Consider the following 15,329-nt stretch of genomic DNA (forward strand, 5'->3'; position numbering starts at 1 on the left):
GCCGCGCCGTCCTAGTCGCGCAGGGTGGCGACCGCCAGCGCCGTGCCGAACCCGGTAAGGACGAGCCCGAAGGCGCGGTCGATCCAGGCGCCCGCGGCGAGGATGCGCCGGCGGATCCTCGCCTGCGACAGCACCAGGGCCACGATGGCGAACCACAGGGCGTGCGCCGCCATGATGAAGGCGCCGTAGGCGACCTGGACCGCGAGCGGGGTATCGGGCTGCACCACCTGCATGAACAGGCTGACGATGAAGATCGAGGTCTTCGGATTGAGGGCGTTGGTGAGGAAGCCGGTGCGGAGCGCGGCGCGGTCCGTGGCGGCGGGCGCGGCCTCGGCGGGGGCGTGCGGCCGGGCGGCCAGCATCCGCAGACCGAGCCAGATCAGGTAGGCGGCGCCGGCGAGCTTCAGGGCGGTGAACAGCACCAGCGACTGCCGGATCACGAGGCCGAGGCCGAGCAGGGTGTAGGCGACGTGGACCGCGACCCCCAGCCCGATGCCCAACGCCGTCAGCAGGCCGGCCCGGCGCGACAGGACGAGGCTGTTGCGAGAGACCATCGCGAAATCGGGCCCCGGGCTGACGACCGCGAAGAGGGTGATGAGGAGGACGGCGAGCCATTCGGTCACGGGATTGTCCTTCGGGACGTTGAGGCGGTATCGGTGATCTAGCGTCACCCCTGCCGCGGCTCATAACGATGATTGCTGACCGTGACGGTGAGCCTGGATCACCGATCGGGCCGGAGCGCCTGCCGCCGCTCGGCGCGCTCCGCTGCTTCGAGGCCGCGGCCCGGCTCGAGAGCTTCACCCGCGCGGCGGCGGAACTGCACCTCACCCACGGCGCCGTCAGCCGCGCGGTGCGGGCGATCGAGGACGAGCTCGGCGTCGCGCTGTTCGAACGGCGCAGCCGCCGGGTGTTCCTGACCGAGGCCGGCGTGGACCTTCATCGGGCGGTGGCGGAGGCGTTCGGCACCATCGGCGCGGCGACCCGGATGCTGCGGGCGCGGGCGCGTCACCGGCCGCTGGTCCTGTCCTGCGAGCCGACGCTGCTGATGCGCTGGCTGATCCCGCGGATCGGCGAGCTTGCCGCGGTGCATCCGGACGTGGCGCTCCAGTTCGTCTCCGGCGGCGGCACGGCGCGGTTCGATCAGGGGCTCGATCTGGCAATCCGGCGCAACGACCACCCGGTGACGCCCGGCACGCACGAGGCGGTGCTGTTCGAGGAGCGGGTCGGGCCGGTCTGCGCCCCGTCCCGGGTCGACGAGTTCCTCGCGCCCGGAGGGGATTCCGCCTTCCGGTCCGGTGCTCCGTCCCTGCACACCCGGTCGAGGCCGGGGGCCTGGGTCGATTGGGCGGGGCGTAGCGGCTGCCCGATCCCGGACGGGCCGCCGCGCGCGTTCGAGCACTTCTACCTCAGCCTCCAGGCCGCCGCCGCCGGGCTCGGGGTCGCGATCGGACCAGAGCGCCTCGTCCGCGACGACATCGCGAGCGGGCTCCTCGCGGCACCGCTCGGCTTCGTCGCCGACGGTTCCGATTACCGCCTGCTGGCGCCGCGCCCGCTCGCGCCGGGCTCCGCGGAGGCGTGCCTGCGCGACTGGCTGCGGGCGTGCTGACCAACGTCAGCCGAAGGCCGAGCGCCCGCGCAGGCTCTCGCGCGCCGCGGCGTACTCGGCCTTGAGCCGGTCGATCACCGCCGCGGTCGAGGGTGCGTCGTCGATGGTGCCGACGCCCTGGCCGGCGCCCCAGATGTCGCGCCACGCCTTGGTGGTGCCGGAGCCGAAATCCATCTTGGTCTTGTCGGCGTGGGGCAGGGCATTGGGGTCGAGCCCGGCGGCGCTGATGCTCGGGCCGAGATAGTTGCCCGGCACGCCGGTGAAGTAAGGGGTATAGACCACGTCGGCCGCGCTCGTGCCGACGAGCATCTCCTTGTAGGCCGGGGCGGCGTTGGCCTCCTCGGTGGCGATGAAGCGGGTGCCCATATAGGCGAGGTCGGCGCCCATCGCCTGCGCGGCGAGGATCGCCGAGCCGGTGGCGATCGCCCCCGACAGGATCAGCGGGCCGTCGTAGAACCGGCGCACCTCGCTCACCAGGGCGAACGGGCTCAGGGTGCCGGCGTGGCCCCCGGCGCCGGCGCAGACCAGGATCAGGCCGTCGACCCCGGCTTCCAGCGCCTTGTGGGCGTGGCGCACGGTGGTGACGTCGTGGAAGACGAGGCCGCCCCAGCCGTGCACCGCCGACACCACCGCGTCCGGCGCCCGCAGCGACGTGATGACGATCGGCACCCGGTGCCTGCCGCAGACCTCCAGGTCGTGCTCCAGCCGGTCGTTCGAGGCGTGGACGATCTGGTTGACCGCGTAGGGCGCGACGATCCGCGACGGGTCCGCCGTCCGCGCCTCGGCGAGCGCGGTGTCGATCCGGGTCAGCCACTCGTCCAGCGCCTCCTTCGGCCGGGCGTTGAGGGCCGGGAACGAGCCGACGATGCCGCCGAGGCACTGGGCGATGACGAGATCCGGCCCCGAGACGATGAACATCGGCGAGGCGACCACCGGCAGGGCGAGGGCGTTGGCGAGGCGGTCGGGCAGGGACATCGGCGGCGGGTCTCCCGTGGCGGGCGGGCCTGCGCGGGCCCGCGTCTCGGCCTCCGGCATCGCACCCGCTCCCGCCACGGTCAACGGGCGCGGCCGAGACACGCAAACGCGGTCGCGCTACATCGGCCTGGGACAACGACAGGGAGTGGTGCCGGTGCACGGATCGATGACGGAGCCCGAGGCCGTCGGCCTCTCGTCGGAGCGGCTGGAGCGGATCGTCCCGTGGATGCAGCGCTACGTCGAGACCGGCCAGCTCGCCGGGCTGTCGGTGCTGGTGTCGCGGCGCGGCCGAATCGCGTTCCGGCGCGCCCACGGCCTCGCCGACCTCGCCCGCGGGACGCCGATGGCGGACGACACCATCGTGCGCATCTACTCGATGACGAAGCCCCTGACCTCGACCGCGATCCTGATGCTGTACGAGGAGGGCCTCTTTCAGCTCGACGATCCGATCACCCGCCATCTGCCGGAGTTCCGCGACATGCGGGTCTTCACCGGCGGCAGCCGCGGCAAGTGGGAGAGCGTGCCGGCGGAGCGCGACATCACGTTTCGCGACCTGCTCACCCACACCTCGGGCCTGACCTACGGCTTCATGGACTCGACTCTCGTCGACGGGATGTACCGGGACGGCGGCGTCGACTTCCAGACCGCCGAGACCTCGCTCGCCGACGTGGTCGCCCGCGCCGCCAGGATGCCGCTGCTCGCCCAGCCCGGGGCGGAGTGGAACTACAGCATCGCCACCGACGTCCTCGGCCGGCTCGTCGAGGTGATCGCCGGACAGCCCTTCGACGACTTCCTGCGCGAGCGCATCATCCGGCCGCTCGGCATGGTCGACACCGACTTCCACGTGCCCGCCGACAGGCTCGGCCGCTTCGCCTCGAACTACGTCCGCGGCGCCGACGGGCGCCTGACGCTCATCGACGACGCCGTGGACGGCCGCTACGCCCGCCCGCGCGGCGTGCCCTCCGGCGGCGGCGGCCTCGTCTCGACGGCGGCCGACTACGCCCGGTTCTGCCGCTTCATCCTCGGCCGGGGCGAGCTCGACGGCGTGCGGCTCCTCGGCCGCAAGACCGTCGAGCTGATGACCAGCAACCACCTGCGCGGCGACCTCGCCGACATGGGCCAGCCGCGCTTCTCGGAATCGAGCTACAGCGGCATCGGCTTCGGACTCGGCTTCTCGGTGATGCTCGATCCGGCCAAGGCGCAGATCCTCGGCACGCCGGGCGAGGTGGCGTGGGGCGGCGCCGCCTCGACGGCGTTCTGGATCGACCCGGCCGAGGACCTGTTCGTGATCCTGCTGACCCAGCTCATGCCGTCCTCGGCCCTGCCGCTGCGGCGCGAATTGCGGGTGCTGACCTACGCGGCGCTGACGGAGTGAGCGGCGGGCGGGGCGGTTGCGGCCGCCCCGCGAGCCTCAGACCATCGGCCCGCCGCCCTCGGGGCTCGCGCCGAGCCAGGGCTGGCCGTTGACCATGCCGACCCGCCAGCCGGTCCCGCCGGCGCCGTCGTAATGGTCGAGGCGGGTCAGCGAGCAGTTCTCGACCGCGAAGGCGAGCCCGCCCTGCGGCGGCAGCCCGAGGGCGATCGCGATCGCCGCCCGGATCGTGCCGCCATGCGCCACCGCGACGATGTCGCGGCCGCGATGCTCGACGGTGAGTTCGTCGATCGCGCCGCGCACCCGGTCCGACAACTGCGAGAAGCTCTCGCCGCCGGGGGGCTGCTCGTCGGCCGGGGCGAACCAGTAGCTCGCGGCGAGCGGCGGGCGATCGACGAAGAAGCGGGCGCGGTCCCGGCCCTGCCACTCGCCGAGATTCTGCTCGGCCAGCGCCGGCAGCGCGGTCAGGGACGGCGTCCGGCCGTCCACCGAGAAATCGCCCGCCTGCCACAGGGCCTCGGCGGTCTGTCGGGTGCGGCCGAGATGGCTCGACACCCAGACCGCGCCGCGTGGCAGCACCGGCGCGAGGGCGTCGAAGACGTGGGTGTCGCCGCAATCGCAGGCGATGTCGGCGCCGCCGTAGATCTTGCCGCCGTCGCTCCGGACGGGGGCATGGCGCACCCACCACCAGCGCGTGCGGACGAAGGGCGGAGAAGTCGGGCTACTCATGGACTTTCATGCACTCCCGACCTTATGTCGCTCCAGCAGACGGGCTGTACCCACAGGCAAAGACCGCACAGGAACGATGGAGGTCACCTGTTCGAGCAAAATCTTGTCTGGTTCGCTCAAGGGCTTGTCGAACACAACCATTCTTCCGATATTTTCATAGCCTTCGATTTTTGTATCTGCAAACATAACATAATTTGCATAAATTGATGCGTGATGAGGGAAAACTGCATTGATTAAAAGCGATTGATCCATCGATGGCTTCAGCGCGAAGTCGAAATGATGATCTTTTCCGCTTTTCCCACGGAACGCGTAATCTCTGCGGACGATGCCAGGAAAGCTCGATGAAAGAAGCTCGTCGATGCGTGCCTTGAGTTCTCCTTGAGCGACAGTCTCGGCTTTGTCTGCAGCGATGCGGGCTACGCTCGCGGCAGCATTGGCCACAGCGAGAACGGCTGCAAGCAGCCAATCCGCTGTTTGCGCAGTTGCTCGCAGGCAACCATCTTCTACTTCGATCTGATATCGAGCCGCTTCTTTGTTTAGGAGACGTGCGACATACGCATCATCGATACCGCTCAGCCAAGCCTCTCTTCTGGCCCCGCCGCAATCGTGAACGCGAAATCCATCTCCGAATTTGTGGACATAAACGTCGACAGGCTCGAACGACGGATACAGACAATGTGTTGCGAGGCGAGATCCATGCGGTGTCTCGGTGCAAGCCTGAAAACTGCTCAAGGCAGCCATGATATCGTCGCAGGCCATCGATCACTGCATCCCATCGAAGAGATCCGTCACCGGCGGAAGATCGAAACCCCTCTGATGGGTATGTAGCGTCAGATTGATCTCACTGGCCAGAGCCAGCATGGCCTGCGGGAAACGGCGGATCTGAGGACGAAGAGGACGTCGGATCGGCAGCGACCCGAAACCGTGTCGCCCGACATGAGCCTTGTTGTCGGGCCAGGAATGATGATGAGATCCGCATACCATCGCGGGCAGCCCCATGCCGAAGGCCGCCAGGGGGTTGGGCTTGCAGGCTAACGGATCAACCAAGTCCGTCCTCCAGATGAGCTTGTCACGCCAGAGTACCGTGATACTGGGATCGGAACGATCCATACGGCATCGAAACCGCAGAGAACCACTTCGGATGCCATCCTCATCGATGATGCCCCATGTGGCTTGCAACTCACCTGGATACGCAGAGCGGGACCAAGACGGCTCGCCATTTTCGAGAAATTTTTCAGCCGCAAGGAAAAAATCGACTTCGTAATCTCTGATTGAGTCGGCAAGCTCGGCATTTCCGCACATTAGATGGCAGTTCTCCGGCTTGTCACTCCTGTTTCTGCGATCGGCAGGAGTGACCGGCGAGAACGTGTGCCGAGATCTCGACCCTCCTTCACAGCGGATCGTTGCCGTGCGGGCGCCCCTGATGGAACGCGAGAGGTTGCAAGTCGAGGACCGGCTGAGCATAGAACGGCATCGGGGGAGTGATCGCGGATGAATGAGGGCGACGCGCCGGATACGATCTTCGGGGCCACGATCCCGTTCGCGCAGCTCTGCGGCGTCGAGGCGCTCGGAGTGGTCGAGGGGCGGACCCGGCTGCGCCTCGCCCTCGGGCCGCAGCACGGCAACAACCTCGGCATCGCCCATGGCGGCCTGATCTGCACGCTCCTCGACATCGCCATGGGCACCGCGGCGCGGCTCGCCGCCGGGCGGCCGGTGGTGACCCTCGACATGCAGACCCGCTTCCTGTCGCCGGGCCACGGCGTGCTCACCGCCGAGGGGCGGGTGACGCGGGCCGGCCGGTCGATCCTGTTCTGCGACGCCGACATCACCAGCGAGGCCGGGGCCCTGGTGGCGACGGCGAGCGGGGTGTTCAAGCCGACCGGGCGCGACGGCTGAACTTGCCACGGGGGTGGCGGTTTCCCGTGAGCCCGTCCGCCACTCCGAGGTTTCGATGCCCCCTCCCGCCACGGCCTCCGTCGCCGAGACCGACATCTCGGCCCGGCTCGACCGGCTGCCCTGGGGCCGCTTCCACACCCTCGTGGTGCTGGCGCTCGGCATCACCTGGGTCCTCGACGGCCTGGAGGTGACGCTCGCCGGCGCCCTGGTCGGGGCGCTGCGGGCGAGCCCGGTGCTGCAATTCTCCGCCGCCGATGTCGGCCTCGCCACGGCGAGCTACCTCGCCGGCGCGGTGCTCGGCGCCATCGGCTTCGGCTGGCTCACCGACCGGCTCGGGCGCAAGAAGCTGTTCTTCATCACGCTGGCGGTCTACCTCGCGGCCACCGCCGCCACCGGCTTCTCGTGGAACCTGTGGAGCTTCTGCCTCTTCCGCTTCCTCACCGGGGCGGGGATCGGCGGCGAGTACACGGCGATCAACTCGACCATCCAGGAGCTGATTCCGGCTCGCGCCCGCGGCTGGACCGACCTCGTCATCAACGGCAGCTTCTGGCTCGGGGCGGTGCTCGGCGCCGGCACCTCGCTGGTCGTGCTCGACCCCGACCTGTTCGCGCCGGACTGGGGCTGGCGCGCGGCGTTCTTCCTCGGGGCCGGGCTCGGCCTCGTCATCCTGCTCCTGCGCACCTGGATCCCCGAGAGCCCGCGCTGGCTGATGACCCACGGCCGCACCGCCGAGGCCGAGGCGGTGGTCGCCGGCATCGAGGAACGGTTCCGCCGCGAGGGCCACGACCTCGAATCCGAGCCGTTCCCGACGACGCGCCTGCGCCAGCGCACCCACACGCCGCTGCGCGAGGTGTTTTCGACCCTCGCGCGCTACCGCAGCCGGGTCGCGGTCGGGCTGGTGCTGATGTCCGCCCAGGCGTTCTTCTTCAACGCGATCTTCTTCACCTACGGGCTGATCCTCATCGACTTCTTCGGCGTGCCCGGCGGCGGCGTCGGCTGGTACATCCTGCCCTTCGCCGCCGGCAACTTCTTCGGGCCGCTGCTGCTCGGGCGGTTCTTCGACACGATCGGCCGGCGGCCGATGATCGCCTTCACCTACGCCATGTCGGGGCTGCTGCTGGCGGGAAGCGGGGTGCTGTTCCAGCAGGACCTGCTCACCGCCACCACCATGACGGCGTGCTGGATGGTGGTGTTCTTCTTCGCCTCCGCGGCGGCCTCCTCGGCCTATCTCACGGTGAGCGAGGTGTTTCCGCTCGAGATCCGGGCGTTCGCCATCGCGCTGTTCTACGCCTTCGGCACCGCGGTCGGCGCCGCCGGGCCGGCCCTGTTCGGCGTGCTGATCGAGGGCCAGTCCCGCACCGCGGTCCTCGGCGGCTACCTCCTCGCCTCGGTGCTGATGGTGGTCGCCGCCGTGGTGGCGGGCATCTGGGGCGTGGCGGCCGAGCGCAAGTCGCTGGAGGACGTCGCCCGGCCGCTCGCGGCGGATTGATCGGTCAGCGCAGCAGCGCCTCGACGCCGGCCGCGATCTCCTCGACCACGGTGCCGGCCGGCACCGCCCGGGCGAGGCCGGCGGCCTGCCCGGCCCAGGCCTGCATCCGCTCGACGTCGTTCTCCCTCACCGCCGCCTCGCGCATCGCCGCGGTCAGCCCGCGCTGGACCGGGTAGGGCGCGGGGGAGGGCGCCTCGGGCGACGCGGCCGCCCGGACATAGGCCGTGGCGAGGCTGCGCCCGGCCCGGCCGCTGAAGGCGCGGGTGACCCGGGTGTCCTCCGGCCGCGCCCGGCCGAGCGCCGCGGCCCAGGCCGGCGGCAGCCCGGCCTCGGGGCAGCGCAGGAAGCCGGTGCCGACCTGCACCGCGCTCGCCCCGAGCAGCAGGGCGGCGGCGGCCGCGCGGGCATCGGCGATGCCGCCGGTGGCCACCACTGGGATCCGAACCGCATCTGCCACCGCCGGCACCAGGGCGACGAGCCCGACCATGCCGGCCTCGGCCTGTCCGGCCTCGAAGCAGCCGCGATGGCCGCCGGCCTCGGCGCCCTGCACCGCCACCGCGTCGGCGCCGGCGGCCTCGGCGGCCATCGCCTCGGCGACCGTCGAGACGTTGGCCCACCACGCGATCCCCTTCGCCTTCAGCCGGGCGACGACGTCCGGCGGATAGAGCCCCATCACCGACGACACCACCGCGGGCGCCGCCTCGATCAGCGCGTCGCACTGGGCGGAGAAGTCCGGCGGGCGGGCGTCGCCGGCGCCGGGGGCCACCGCCGGCCCGAACCCGCCGAGGAACGCCGCGACCTCGGCCTCGCGGCCGGCGTCGCGCACAGGTGCCGGGTCGGGGATCCACAGGTTGATCTGGAACGGCCCGTCGCTGCCGGCCCGCACCGCCGCCGCCCAGTCGCGGATCGCCGGCGGCCCCATCAGCAGCGCCCCGCAGGCCCCGAGGCCGCCGGCCCGCATCACTGCGACCGACAGGGCCGGCGGGCAGGCGCCGGCCATCGGCGCGAGCAGGATCGGGCGGCGCAGGCCGTAGCGCTCGCAGAAGGCGCGGGCACGGGCGAGGGCGGGGTGGGTGTCGGGCATCGGCGGATCTCGGCGGAATCGGGTCCGCGTTCAGCCAACGCCGAACCGGACGCACTGACAAGGGCGTCCCGGACGCGGGTCCTCCGGACGCGGGTCCTCCGGACCCCACCCGCTACAGCCGATGCAGCCGCCGGTCGAAGACGCCCTTGGTGCCCGGCGCGGGAACCGCGCCGTTGGCCACCACCACCGCGTAGTCCGTGCGGGCGACGGCGGCGGGCGACTGACCGTTCTCGCGGCACCACGCCAGGAACCGGTCCGGCTCCAGGACGGCCGGAAGCGCCACGAAGCCCTCGCCATGTAGCTTGACCAGGAGTGCCGTCGCCTTCTCCAGCCACTCCAGATAGGTGTCCGGCAGGTCGTCGGCATCCTCCATGATCTCCAGGACCCGCGGGTAGTCCTCGGGCCGATACCAGGTGAGGGCGATCGTCGTTCCGGGCCTCGTCACCGCGTCCTCCTCGGTCCTCCGTACGGCGCAGGGATCCAGCCTGCGGCATCCGCCCGAATCGCAAGTCCTGTCCGGCCTTGCCGATGCCGTGCTCCGACACCATACCTCGCCGGGCCCGGACCGGAGCCCGCCGTGCCCTCCTTCTGCGACGACGACGAACTCGGCTACCGGCGCAGCCGGACCGTGTTCCGCCCCGGCGAGGGCCTGCTCCTCGACGAGTCCTACCGCCGCGCCCACCTGCCGCTGGTCGCGCCCGACCATCCCGGGGTGATCCGCGAGGGACGCGGCTACCGCATAGGCCGCCGCGCGCCAACGCGGTCGGTGGTGGTGCCGGTCCCGGGCGAGGCACTCGACGCCGCGCCGGCCTTCCGCGCCCTCGACGCGGCCCTGCGGGCGGCGCCCTTCGCCGGCAAGATCGCCTGGCCCCTGCTGGCGCGGCGGCGCGACCGGCTGCACGCGACGCTGGCGGGCCTCGGCCCGGCCGAGGCGGCGCGGCCCATCGGTGCCGGGGAGCGGGCGGCGCTCGCCCGCCTCGGTCCGATCGGGGTCGAACTGCGCGGTCTGTTCTCCGGCACGCTCAATGTCGGCCGCCTGTACCTGCGCGCCTATCCCGAGCGGCGCGGGGACGAGAGCGCGTTCCGGCTGGTCCAACGGGCACTGGGACGCCCGGAGACCGACCTCGCCCTCGTCGGGCTCCACAACCTGACCGACGACCTCTCGGCGCCGGAAGCCGCGGCGCTCGCGCGGCTGATCGACGAGACCTGGGACCGGCCGCTGCTGCGGTTCACGGTCGATCGCCTCTGGCTGCTCGAGTCCCGCGACGACCTCGTCCTCGACGCCGCGGTCGTCGACACTCCGTCCCTGACCGGGACGCCGGAAGGCGGCGGGCCGGTACGGTTTCGCTGACCTTCCGGCAATCATCCGGACTTCGCCGCGTTCCACGGCTTGACTTCGCAGCCGCACCCCGCCATATGCGGCAGTGCAGCGTCAGCGGTCCGAAGAGGGCCGCTTGAGGGGGCTGCGTGACGGAGTGCCGGCGTTTTCCTCGCGCGGCAGCCCGGCCCCTCTCTTCAATCGCTCGAACCACAAGTCTGCCCCATCACGCGGGCGGCCTCCCGTTCGGTGGATCGCGTACACCCCGGCGCCCCTGGCGCCGCGGCGATCCCGCTGCTGTTCTCGAAAGTCCTTCCTTGACCCAGTTTTCCGATTTCGGCCTCGCGGCGCCCCTCCTCCAGGCGCTCGCCCAGGCCGGCTACGTGACGCCGACCCCGATCCAGGCCCAGGCCCTGCGCCCGGCCATGGAGGGCCGCGACCTCTGCGGCATCGCCCAGACCGGCACCGGCAAGACCGCCTCGTTCGCGCTGCCGATCCTGCACCGCCTCGCCAGCCAGACCCCGGCCGGCCGCGCGCCGCGCCGCGGCTGCCGCGTGCTGGTGCTGTCGCCGACCCGCGAGCTCGCCAGCCAGATCGCCGAGAGCTTCCGCGATTACGGCCGCTACCTGCCCTTCACCACCACGGTGGTGTTCGGCGGCGTCACCATCGGCCGCCAGGAGCGGGCGCTGGCCAACGGCGTCGACGTCCTGGTCGCCACCCCGGGCCGGCTCCTCGACCTCATCGACCGTCGCTCCCTGACGCTCGAAGGCGTCGAGTACCTCGTCCTCGACGAGGCCGACCAGATGCTCGACCTCGGCTTCATCCACGCCCTCAAGCGCATCGTCACCCTGCTGCCGAAGCAGCGCCAGAGCCTGTTCTTCTCGGCCACCATGCCGAAGAACATAGCCGGCCTCGCCGACCAGTACCTGAAGAACCCGGTCCAGGTCGCGGTGACCCCGGTCGCCACCACCGCCGAGCGGGTCGACCAGTCGGTCATCCACGTCTCGACCGGCGCCAAGCAGGCGCTGCTCGCCACCATCCTGCGCGACGACGCCATCGACCGGGTGCTGGTCTTCACCCGCACCAAGCACGGCGCCGACCGGGTGGTGCGCGGCCTCGAGAAGGACGGCATCGGCTCGGCGGCAATCCACGGCAACAAGTCCCAGCCCCAGCGCGAGCGGGCGCTCGCCGCCTTCCGGGCCGGCACCTGCCGGGTCCTGGTGGCGACCGACATCGCCGCCCGCGGCATCGACGTCGAGGGCGTGTCCCACGTCGTCAACTTCGACCTGCCGAACGTCCCGGAGGCCTACGTCCACCGCATCGGCCGCACCGCGCGCGCCGGCGCCGCCGGGCTGGCGATCTCGTTCTGCAACGACGAGGAGCGCGCCTACCTGCGCGACATCGAGCGCCTGACCCGCCAGAAGGTGCCGGTGGCGCCGCTGCCGGAGGGCTTCGTGCCGCCGTCGCGCCAGGAGGCGGCCGAGGCGATCGCCGAGGCGCAGCGCGACCAGCGCCGGCCGCAGCAGGGCCGCGGCGGCCGTCCCCAGGGCGGCCGGCCGGGCCAGGCCCCGCGCAACGGCGGCGCCCCGCGCGGCGAGCGCCACGGCGCCGGGCGGCCGCAGGAGCCGCGCGGCCCCCGCGAGGCCCGTCCCGCCCAGGAGGGACGCGCCCAGCACGAGGGCCGGCCGCAGCAGGCGGGACGGCCGCAGCAGCCGAACCGTCAGGGGCAGGCCCCGCGCGAGGGCGGCCCCGGCCAGACCCGCAACGGCCGCCCCGCCGGCGGACGCCAGCAGGACGGCCGCACGATCGGCTGGCTCGACCGCGCGCCGCGCTGAGCCGACCTTTCCTCGGCATCGCTCGCCGGAACGGTCGCGGTTTCGGCGGTGAAGTGGATGCAGACCCGATCGAAGCCCCCGGCGCTCCGGCGTCGGGGGCTTCTCGTCGTGGCGGATCGTCGGCCGCCGGGACCGCTCGCCGCGCTCGACCCGATCAGGACTTCCGACGGGCGAAGCGGTCCTGCGCCCCGCGGCGCAGCCGGTTCAGCGCCGCGGTCAGGCGGGCATCCTGCTTGACCCGGCGCTTGAGCCGGACCGAGCGCCTCGCCGCCCAGGCGTAGGCCCGGCCCGGGAGGGTGACCGGCACCACCGCGTCGACCAGCGCGATGGTCTCGTCGCACACGCTCGCCTTGTAGCGCGCCTCGCCGACGCCGAGGTCGAGGGCCGTACGGCCGCGCGCCGCCTGATCGCGGATCAGCGCCGCGAGCAGCAGGTCGCCCGGGCTGGAGCGGGCGACCTCCGGGTCGGGGTCGAACGAGGTCAGCATGCCGCTGAACCGGCCGGCATCGACCGCGCCCATGAAGGTGGCGAAGACCCGTCCGCTGCCGGCGGCGACCAGGGCATGCAGTTCGGCGGCAGGCAGGCCGCCGTCCGGCCCCGGCCGGCACAGGGCGGAGAGGAAGTCCCGCGCGGCAGGATCGCGAAAGGAGTCCGGGAGGCCGAGCTGCGCGAACCGGGCCGCCTTCTGGGCCAGGAACGCGTCGAGCGCCGCGGCGAGGCCGGCCTCGCCGGCCGCCCTGCGGTGCTCGACCGGGCCGTGCGCCGCCACGAGGCGGGCGAGCTTCTGACGCTGCTTCTTGCGGGCGTCGCCGCTGAAGGCGCGCCGCACCGCGTCCTCCGGGTCGGGATCGAGGGCGAGGCCGAAGGCGTCGCTCGCCGCCGGCTCGCCGAAGGCCGCGAGCGGGTTGGGGCAGCCGTTCCAGGCCCGCGGCTGGTGGGGGAACGCGAAGGCGTCGACCCCCAGAACCCGCCCGAGGCGGCGCAGGGCGGCGGCGAGGTCCGGGGCGGACAGGGCAGCGGCCTCGCGGCTGGCGAAGAGCGGCATGTGGAAGTTCGCCTGCCGCCGGCCGATCGGCCGCGCCACGCGCAGGCCGCCCTCCCGGCACACGCCGAGCGGCAGCAGCAGCCGCAGGCGCCCGCCCGGATCGCGCAGCACCGCGACCCGCGGCTGCAGCCGCTCGCCCGGGCCGAAGGCCGCCGCGTAGGCGCGGATCCAGTCGAAGCGCTGGTAGGGCGTCATCAGCACCTCGGGCCGGGATTCGGCCTCGCGCCACACCGCCTCCGCCGCCGGGAGGCCGTCATGGACCTCCGGCACCAGGGTGACGGACCCGGCGCTCGCCCCGAAGCCGGTCCGCTCCATCGCCAGATCCATCCCGATCCCTTCCCCTCGCTCGGGCACATCCTAGCGGGGCGGTCGTAAAGAGTTCCGGATGGCGATGGCGAAGATCCGAGCCATCGGGGCCGGCCTCGTCGGGGTCTCGGCATCGCGGCGGTAACGAAATCTCGTCGGATCGCGGGCCAGGATCGCCGCATGATCCCGATCGACCGCCATCGCCTCTTCCAGACCGGCTTCGCGGCGATCGCGGCGACCGGGGCCGACCGCTGGCTCGCCCCGGTCGCCCGCGGCCGCGGGGTGATCCTGACCTTCCACCGGGTGACGCCCGAGGCGCCGCCCCCCGGCGCCTACGCGCCCAACCGGCTGCTCTCGATCACCCCGGACTTCCTCGACCGGACGCTGCATTGCCTCGCCGGGCGCGGCTTCGAGGTGATCGGCCTCGATGCGGTCCCGGCCCGTCTCGGCGCCGGCCGGGCCGGCCGGCCGTTCGCGGTGCTGACCTTCGACGACGGCTACCGCGACAACGTCGAGCACGCGCTGCCGGTGCTGCGCCGGCACGGCGTGCCCTGGACGCTCTACGTCACCACCGACTTCGCCGAGGGGACCGGCCGGCTGTGGTGGGTGGAGCTGGAGCGGGCGATCGCACGCCTCGACCGGATCGTGCTGCCGGAGGCCGGGCTCGACCTGCCGGCGGCAAACGAGGCCGGCAGGAACGCCGCCTTCGCGCAGGTCTATGCCCGCCTGCGGGCCGGCCCCGAGGACGTGCTGCGGGCGGAGGTCGCGCGTCTCGTGCGGGAGGCCGGGCTCGATTCCGCCGCCGTCACCCGCGGCCTGTGCCTGAGCTGGGACGAGATCCGCGCCCTCGCCCGCGACGAGGCGGTGACGATCGGCGCCCACACCCTGTCGCACCCGATGCTGGCCAAGCACGACGCGGTGACGGCGCGCCGGGAGATCGAGACCGCCCGCCGGATCATCGCCGACCGTCTCGGGCGGGCGCCCGACCACGTCTCCTATCCGGTGGGCGATGCCGGCTCGGCGGGACCGCGGGAGTTCCGCCTCGCCCGCGAGGCGGGCTTTTCCACCGGGGTCACCACCCGACCCGGGCACCTGTTCGCCGGCCACGCCGCCCACCTGCACGCCCTGCCGCGGGTCTCCGTCAACGGCTGCTTCCAGACCGAGGCGGCCCTGCGGGCGCTGCTCTCGGGCGTGCCGTTCCTGGCCTGGAACCGCGGGCGGCGGCTCGACGTGGCGTGAGGGTCAGCGCCGGCGGGTGTGGCGGCGCGAACCGCTGATGGCCGCGAAGGTGGCGCGCTGGCGGCCGAGGCGAAGATGGCGGCCGTAGCGGCTGCGGCCGCGGTAGCTCCGCGGCGCCTCGACCTCCGCGGCGGAGGCGGTCTGGGGCAGGCGGGCCTCTGCGGCCGGCGCCGGCATGGCCGGGATCGCGGCCCCGGTCGCCGCCTTGATCGGCGCCGCCGGCCCGAACAGCGACAGGCACTGGTTGTAGGCGAGGTCGCCCCGGATCCGCTCGCACTCGCCGACCGAGCGCGGCGCTCCCTGCGCGAGGGCCGGTGCCGCCAGGGGACCGATCAGGAGGAGCAGCGCGTATGCAGGGCGCATGGGCGTCGGGAGCCTTGGCAGAACGGGAGGGGGCGGGCCGTGCGGGGACGTCCGGATCCGGACGCCGCCAAG

Annotated in this window: 16 protein-coding genes; 7 read left to right on the forward strand and 9 right to left on the reverse strand. The window is 72.5% G+C overall.

The window, feature by feature from the left end:
• Positions 1-11: 11 nt before the first annotated feature.
• Positions 12-623, reverse strand: a complete 612-nt coding sequence (locus tag EOE48_RS20965; RefSeq protein WP_127732798.1) for a LysE family translocator — start codon at positions 621-623, stop codon at positions 12-14.
• A 68-nt stretch (positions 624-691) separates the two neighbouring features.
• On the opposite strand from EOE48_RS20965, the gene EOE48_RS20970 reads away from it, so the two are divergent.
• On the forward strand, positions 692-1,606 hold the full coding sequence (locus EOE48_RS20970) for a LysR family transcriptional regulator (RefSeq protein ID WP_127732800.1): 915 nt from the start codon (positions 692-694) through the stop codon (positions 1,604-1,606).
• Between the two features lie 6 nt (positions 1,607-1,612).
• On the opposite strand, the gene EOE48_RS20975 is transcribed toward EOE48_RS20970, so the two are convergent.
• The gene (locus EOE48_RS20975; RefSeq protein WP_127732802.1) at positions 1,613-2,581 is read right to left on the reverse strand and encodes an NAD(P)H-dependent flavin oxidoreductase; all 969 of its coding nucleotides are present in this window, start codon (positions 2,579-2,581) and stop codon (positions 1,613-1,615) included.
• Between the two features lie 166 nt (positions 2,582-2,747).
• On the opposite strand from EOE48_RS20975, the gene EOE48_RS20980 reads away from it, so the two are divergent.
• Positions 2,748-3,956, forward strand: coding sequence for a serine hydrolase domain-containing protein (locus EOE48_RS20980; RefSeq protein ID WP_127732804.1), 1,209 nt, complete (start codon positions 2,748-2,750; stop codon positions 3,954-3,956).
• Positions 3,957-3,992: 36 nt separating this feature from the next.
• On the opposite strand, the gene EOE48_RS20985 is transcribed toward EOE48_RS20980, so the two are convergent.
• The 3 genes from EOE48_RS20985 to EOE48_RS20995 are packed head-to-tail and all read right to left on the reverse strand — an operon-like array spanning position 3,993 to position 5,984.
• Positions 3,993-4,682 (reverse strand): histidine phosphatase family protein, encoded by a 690-nt coding sequence (locus EOE48_RS20985; RefSeq protein WP_127732806.1) that lies wholly within the window; start codon positions 4,680-4,682, stop codon positions 3,993-3,995.
• 6 nt (positions 4,683-4,688) lie between these two features.
• Positions 4,689-5,441, reverse strand: coding sequence for a hypothetical protein (locus EOE48_RS20990; protein ID WP_127732808.1), 753 nt, complete (start codon positions 5,439-5,441; stop codon positions 4,689-4,691).
• A gap of 3 nt (positions 5,442-5,444) precedes the next feature.
• Positions 5,445-5,984, reverse strand: coding sequence for a hypothetical protein (locus EOE48_RS20995; RefSeq protein ID WP_127732810.1), 540 nt, complete (start codon positions 5,982-5,984; stop codon positions 5,445-5,447).
• A gap of 189 nt (positions 5,985-6,173) precedes the next feature.
• Here EOE48_RS20995 and EOE48_RS21000 point away from each other — a divergent pair, with 189 nt between their 5' ends.
• Together EOE48_RS21000 and EOE48_RS21005 are read left to right on the forward strand one after the other, a co-directional pair.
• Entirely contained in the window at positions 6,174-6,578 is a 405-nt protein-coding gene (locus EOE48_RS21000; RefSeq protein ID WP_127732812.1) for a PaaI family thioesterase, read from the forward strand.
• A gap of 55 nt (positions 6,579-6,633) precedes the next feature.
• Positions 6,634-8,067, forward strand: coding sequence for an MFS transporter (locus EOE48_RS21005; protein WP_127732814.1), 1,434 nt, complete (start codon positions 6,634-6,636; stop codon positions 8,065-8,067).
• Positions 8,068-8,071: 4 nt separating this feature from the next.
• Here EOE48_RS21005 and EOE48_RS21010 read toward each other — a convergent pair whose 3' ends face one another.
• The gene (locus EOE48_RS21010; protein ID WP_127732816.1) at positions 8,072-9,151 is read right to left on the reverse strand and encodes an NAD(P)H-dependent flavin oxidoreductase; all 1,080 of its coding nucleotides are present in this window, start codon (positions 9,149-9,151) and stop codon (positions 8,072-8,074) included.
• A 112-nt stretch (positions 9,152-9,263) separates the two neighbouring features.
• On the reverse strand, positions 9,264-9,596 hold the full coding sequence (locus EOE48_RS21015; protein ID WP_127732818.1) for a hypothetical protein: 333 nt from the start codon (positions 9,594-9,596) through the stop codon (positions 9,264-9,266).
• Positions 9,597-9,728: 132 nt separating this feature from the next.
• Here EOE48_RS21015 and EOE48_RS21020 point away from each other — a divergent pair, with 132 nt between their 5' ends.
• Positions 9,729-10,502 (forward strand): hypothetical protein, encoded by a 774-nt coding sequence (locus EOE48_RS21020; protein WP_187371497.1) that lies wholly within the window; start codon positions 9,729-9,731, stop codon positions 10,500-10,502.
• Between the two features lie 284 nt (positions 10,503-10,786).
• Positions 10,787-12,304 carry a DEAD/DEAH box helicase gene (locus EOE48_RS21025; RefSeq protein ID WP_127732820.1) on the forward strand — a complete coding sequence of 506 codons (1,518 nt, stop codon included), beginning with the start codon at positions 10,787-10,789 and terminating at the stop codon, positions 12,302-12,304.
• Positions 12,305-12,458: 154 nt separating this feature from the next.
• Here EOE48_RS21025 and EOE48_RS21030 read toward each other — a convergent pair whose 3' ends face one another.
• Positions 12,459-13,676: a GNAT family N-acetyltransferase gene (locus EOE48_RS21030; RefSeq protein ID WP_127732822.1), complete on the reverse strand. Its 1,218-nt coding sequence runs from the start codon at positions 13,674-13,676 to the stop codon at positions 12,459-12,461.
• Between the two features lie 159 nt (positions 13,677-13,835).
• Between EOE48_RS21030 and EOE48_RS21035 the strand changes: the two genes are divergently transcribed.
• Positions 13,836-14,894 (forward strand): polysaccharide deacetylase family protein, encoded by a 1,059-nt coding sequence (locus EOE48_RS21035; protein ID WP_127732824.1) that lies wholly within the window; start codon positions 13,836-13,838, stop codon positions 14,892-14,894.
• Between the two features lie 3 nt (positions 14,895-14,897).
• On the opposite strand, the gene EOE48_RS21040 is transcribed toward EOE48_RS21035, so the two are convergent.
• Positions 14,898-15,257, reverse strand: coding sequence for a hypothetical protein (locus EOE48_RS21040; RefSeq protein WP_127732826.1), 360 nt, complete (start codon positions 15,255-15,257; stop codon positions 14,898-14,900).
• Between the last annotated feature and the right edge of the window lie 72 nt (positions 15,258-15,329).

It is taken from the genome of Methylobacterium oryzihabitans (assembly GCF_004004555.2).
Taxonomy (GTDB): Bacteria; Pseudomonadota; Alphaproteobacteria; order Rhizobiales; family Beijerinckiaceae; genus Methylobacterium; species Methylobacterium oryzihabitans.

Excerpts from the sequence above, each read along its gene's own strand:
- EOE48_RS20970 (WP_127732800.1), top strand. The coding sequence starts at position 692 with ATGATTGCTGACCGTGACGGTGAGCCTGGATCACCGATCGGGCCGGAG.
- EOE48_RS20975 (WP_127732802.1), bottom strand. The coding sequence starts at position 2,581 with ATGTCCCTGCCCGACCGCCTCGCCAACGCCCTCGCCCTGCCGGTGGTC.
- EOE48_RS20980 (WP_127732804.1), top strand. The coding sequence starts at position 2,748 with ATGACGGAGCCCGAGGCCGTCGGCCTCTCGTCGGAGCGGCTGGAGCGG.
- EOE48_RS20985 (WP_127732806.1), bottom strand. The coding sequence starts at position 4,682 with ATGAGTAGCCCGACTTCTCCGCCCTTCGTCCGCACGCGCTGGTGGTGG.
- EOE48_RS20990 (WP_127732808.1), bottom strand. The coding sequence starts at position 5,441 with ATGGCCTGCGACGATATCATGGCTGCCTTGAGCAGTTTTCAGGCTTGC.
- EOE48_RS20995 (WP_127732810.1), bottom strand. The coding sequence starts at position 5,984 with ATGTGCGGAAATGCCGAGCTTGCCGACTCAATCAGAGATTACGAAGTC.
- EOE48_RS21000 (WP_127732812.1), top strand. The coding sequence starts at position 6,174 with ATGAATGAGGGCGACGCGCCGGATACGATCTTCGGGGCCACGATCCCG.
- EOE48_RS21005 (WP_127732814.1), top strand. The coding sequence starts at position 6,634 with ATGCCCCCTCCCGCCACGGCCTCCGTCGCCGAGACCGACATCTCGGCC.
- EOE48_RS21010 (WP_127732816.1), bottom strand. The coding sequence starts at position 9,151 with ATGCCCGACACCCACCCCGCCCTCGCCCGTGCCCGCGCCTTCTGCGAG.
- EOE48_RS21030 (WP_127732822.1), bottom strand. The coding sequence starts at position 13,676 with ATGGATCTGGCGATGGAGCGGACCGGCTTCGGGGCGAGCGCCGGGTCC.
- EOE48_RS21035 (WP_127732824.1), top strand. The coding sequence starts at position 13,836 with ATGATCCCGATCGACCGCCATCGCCTCTTCCAGACCGGCTTCGCGGCG.
- EOE48_RS21040 (WP_127732826.1), bottom strand. The coding sequence starts at position 15,257 with ATGCGCCCTGCATACGCGCTGCTCCTCCTGATCGGTCCCCTGGCGGCA.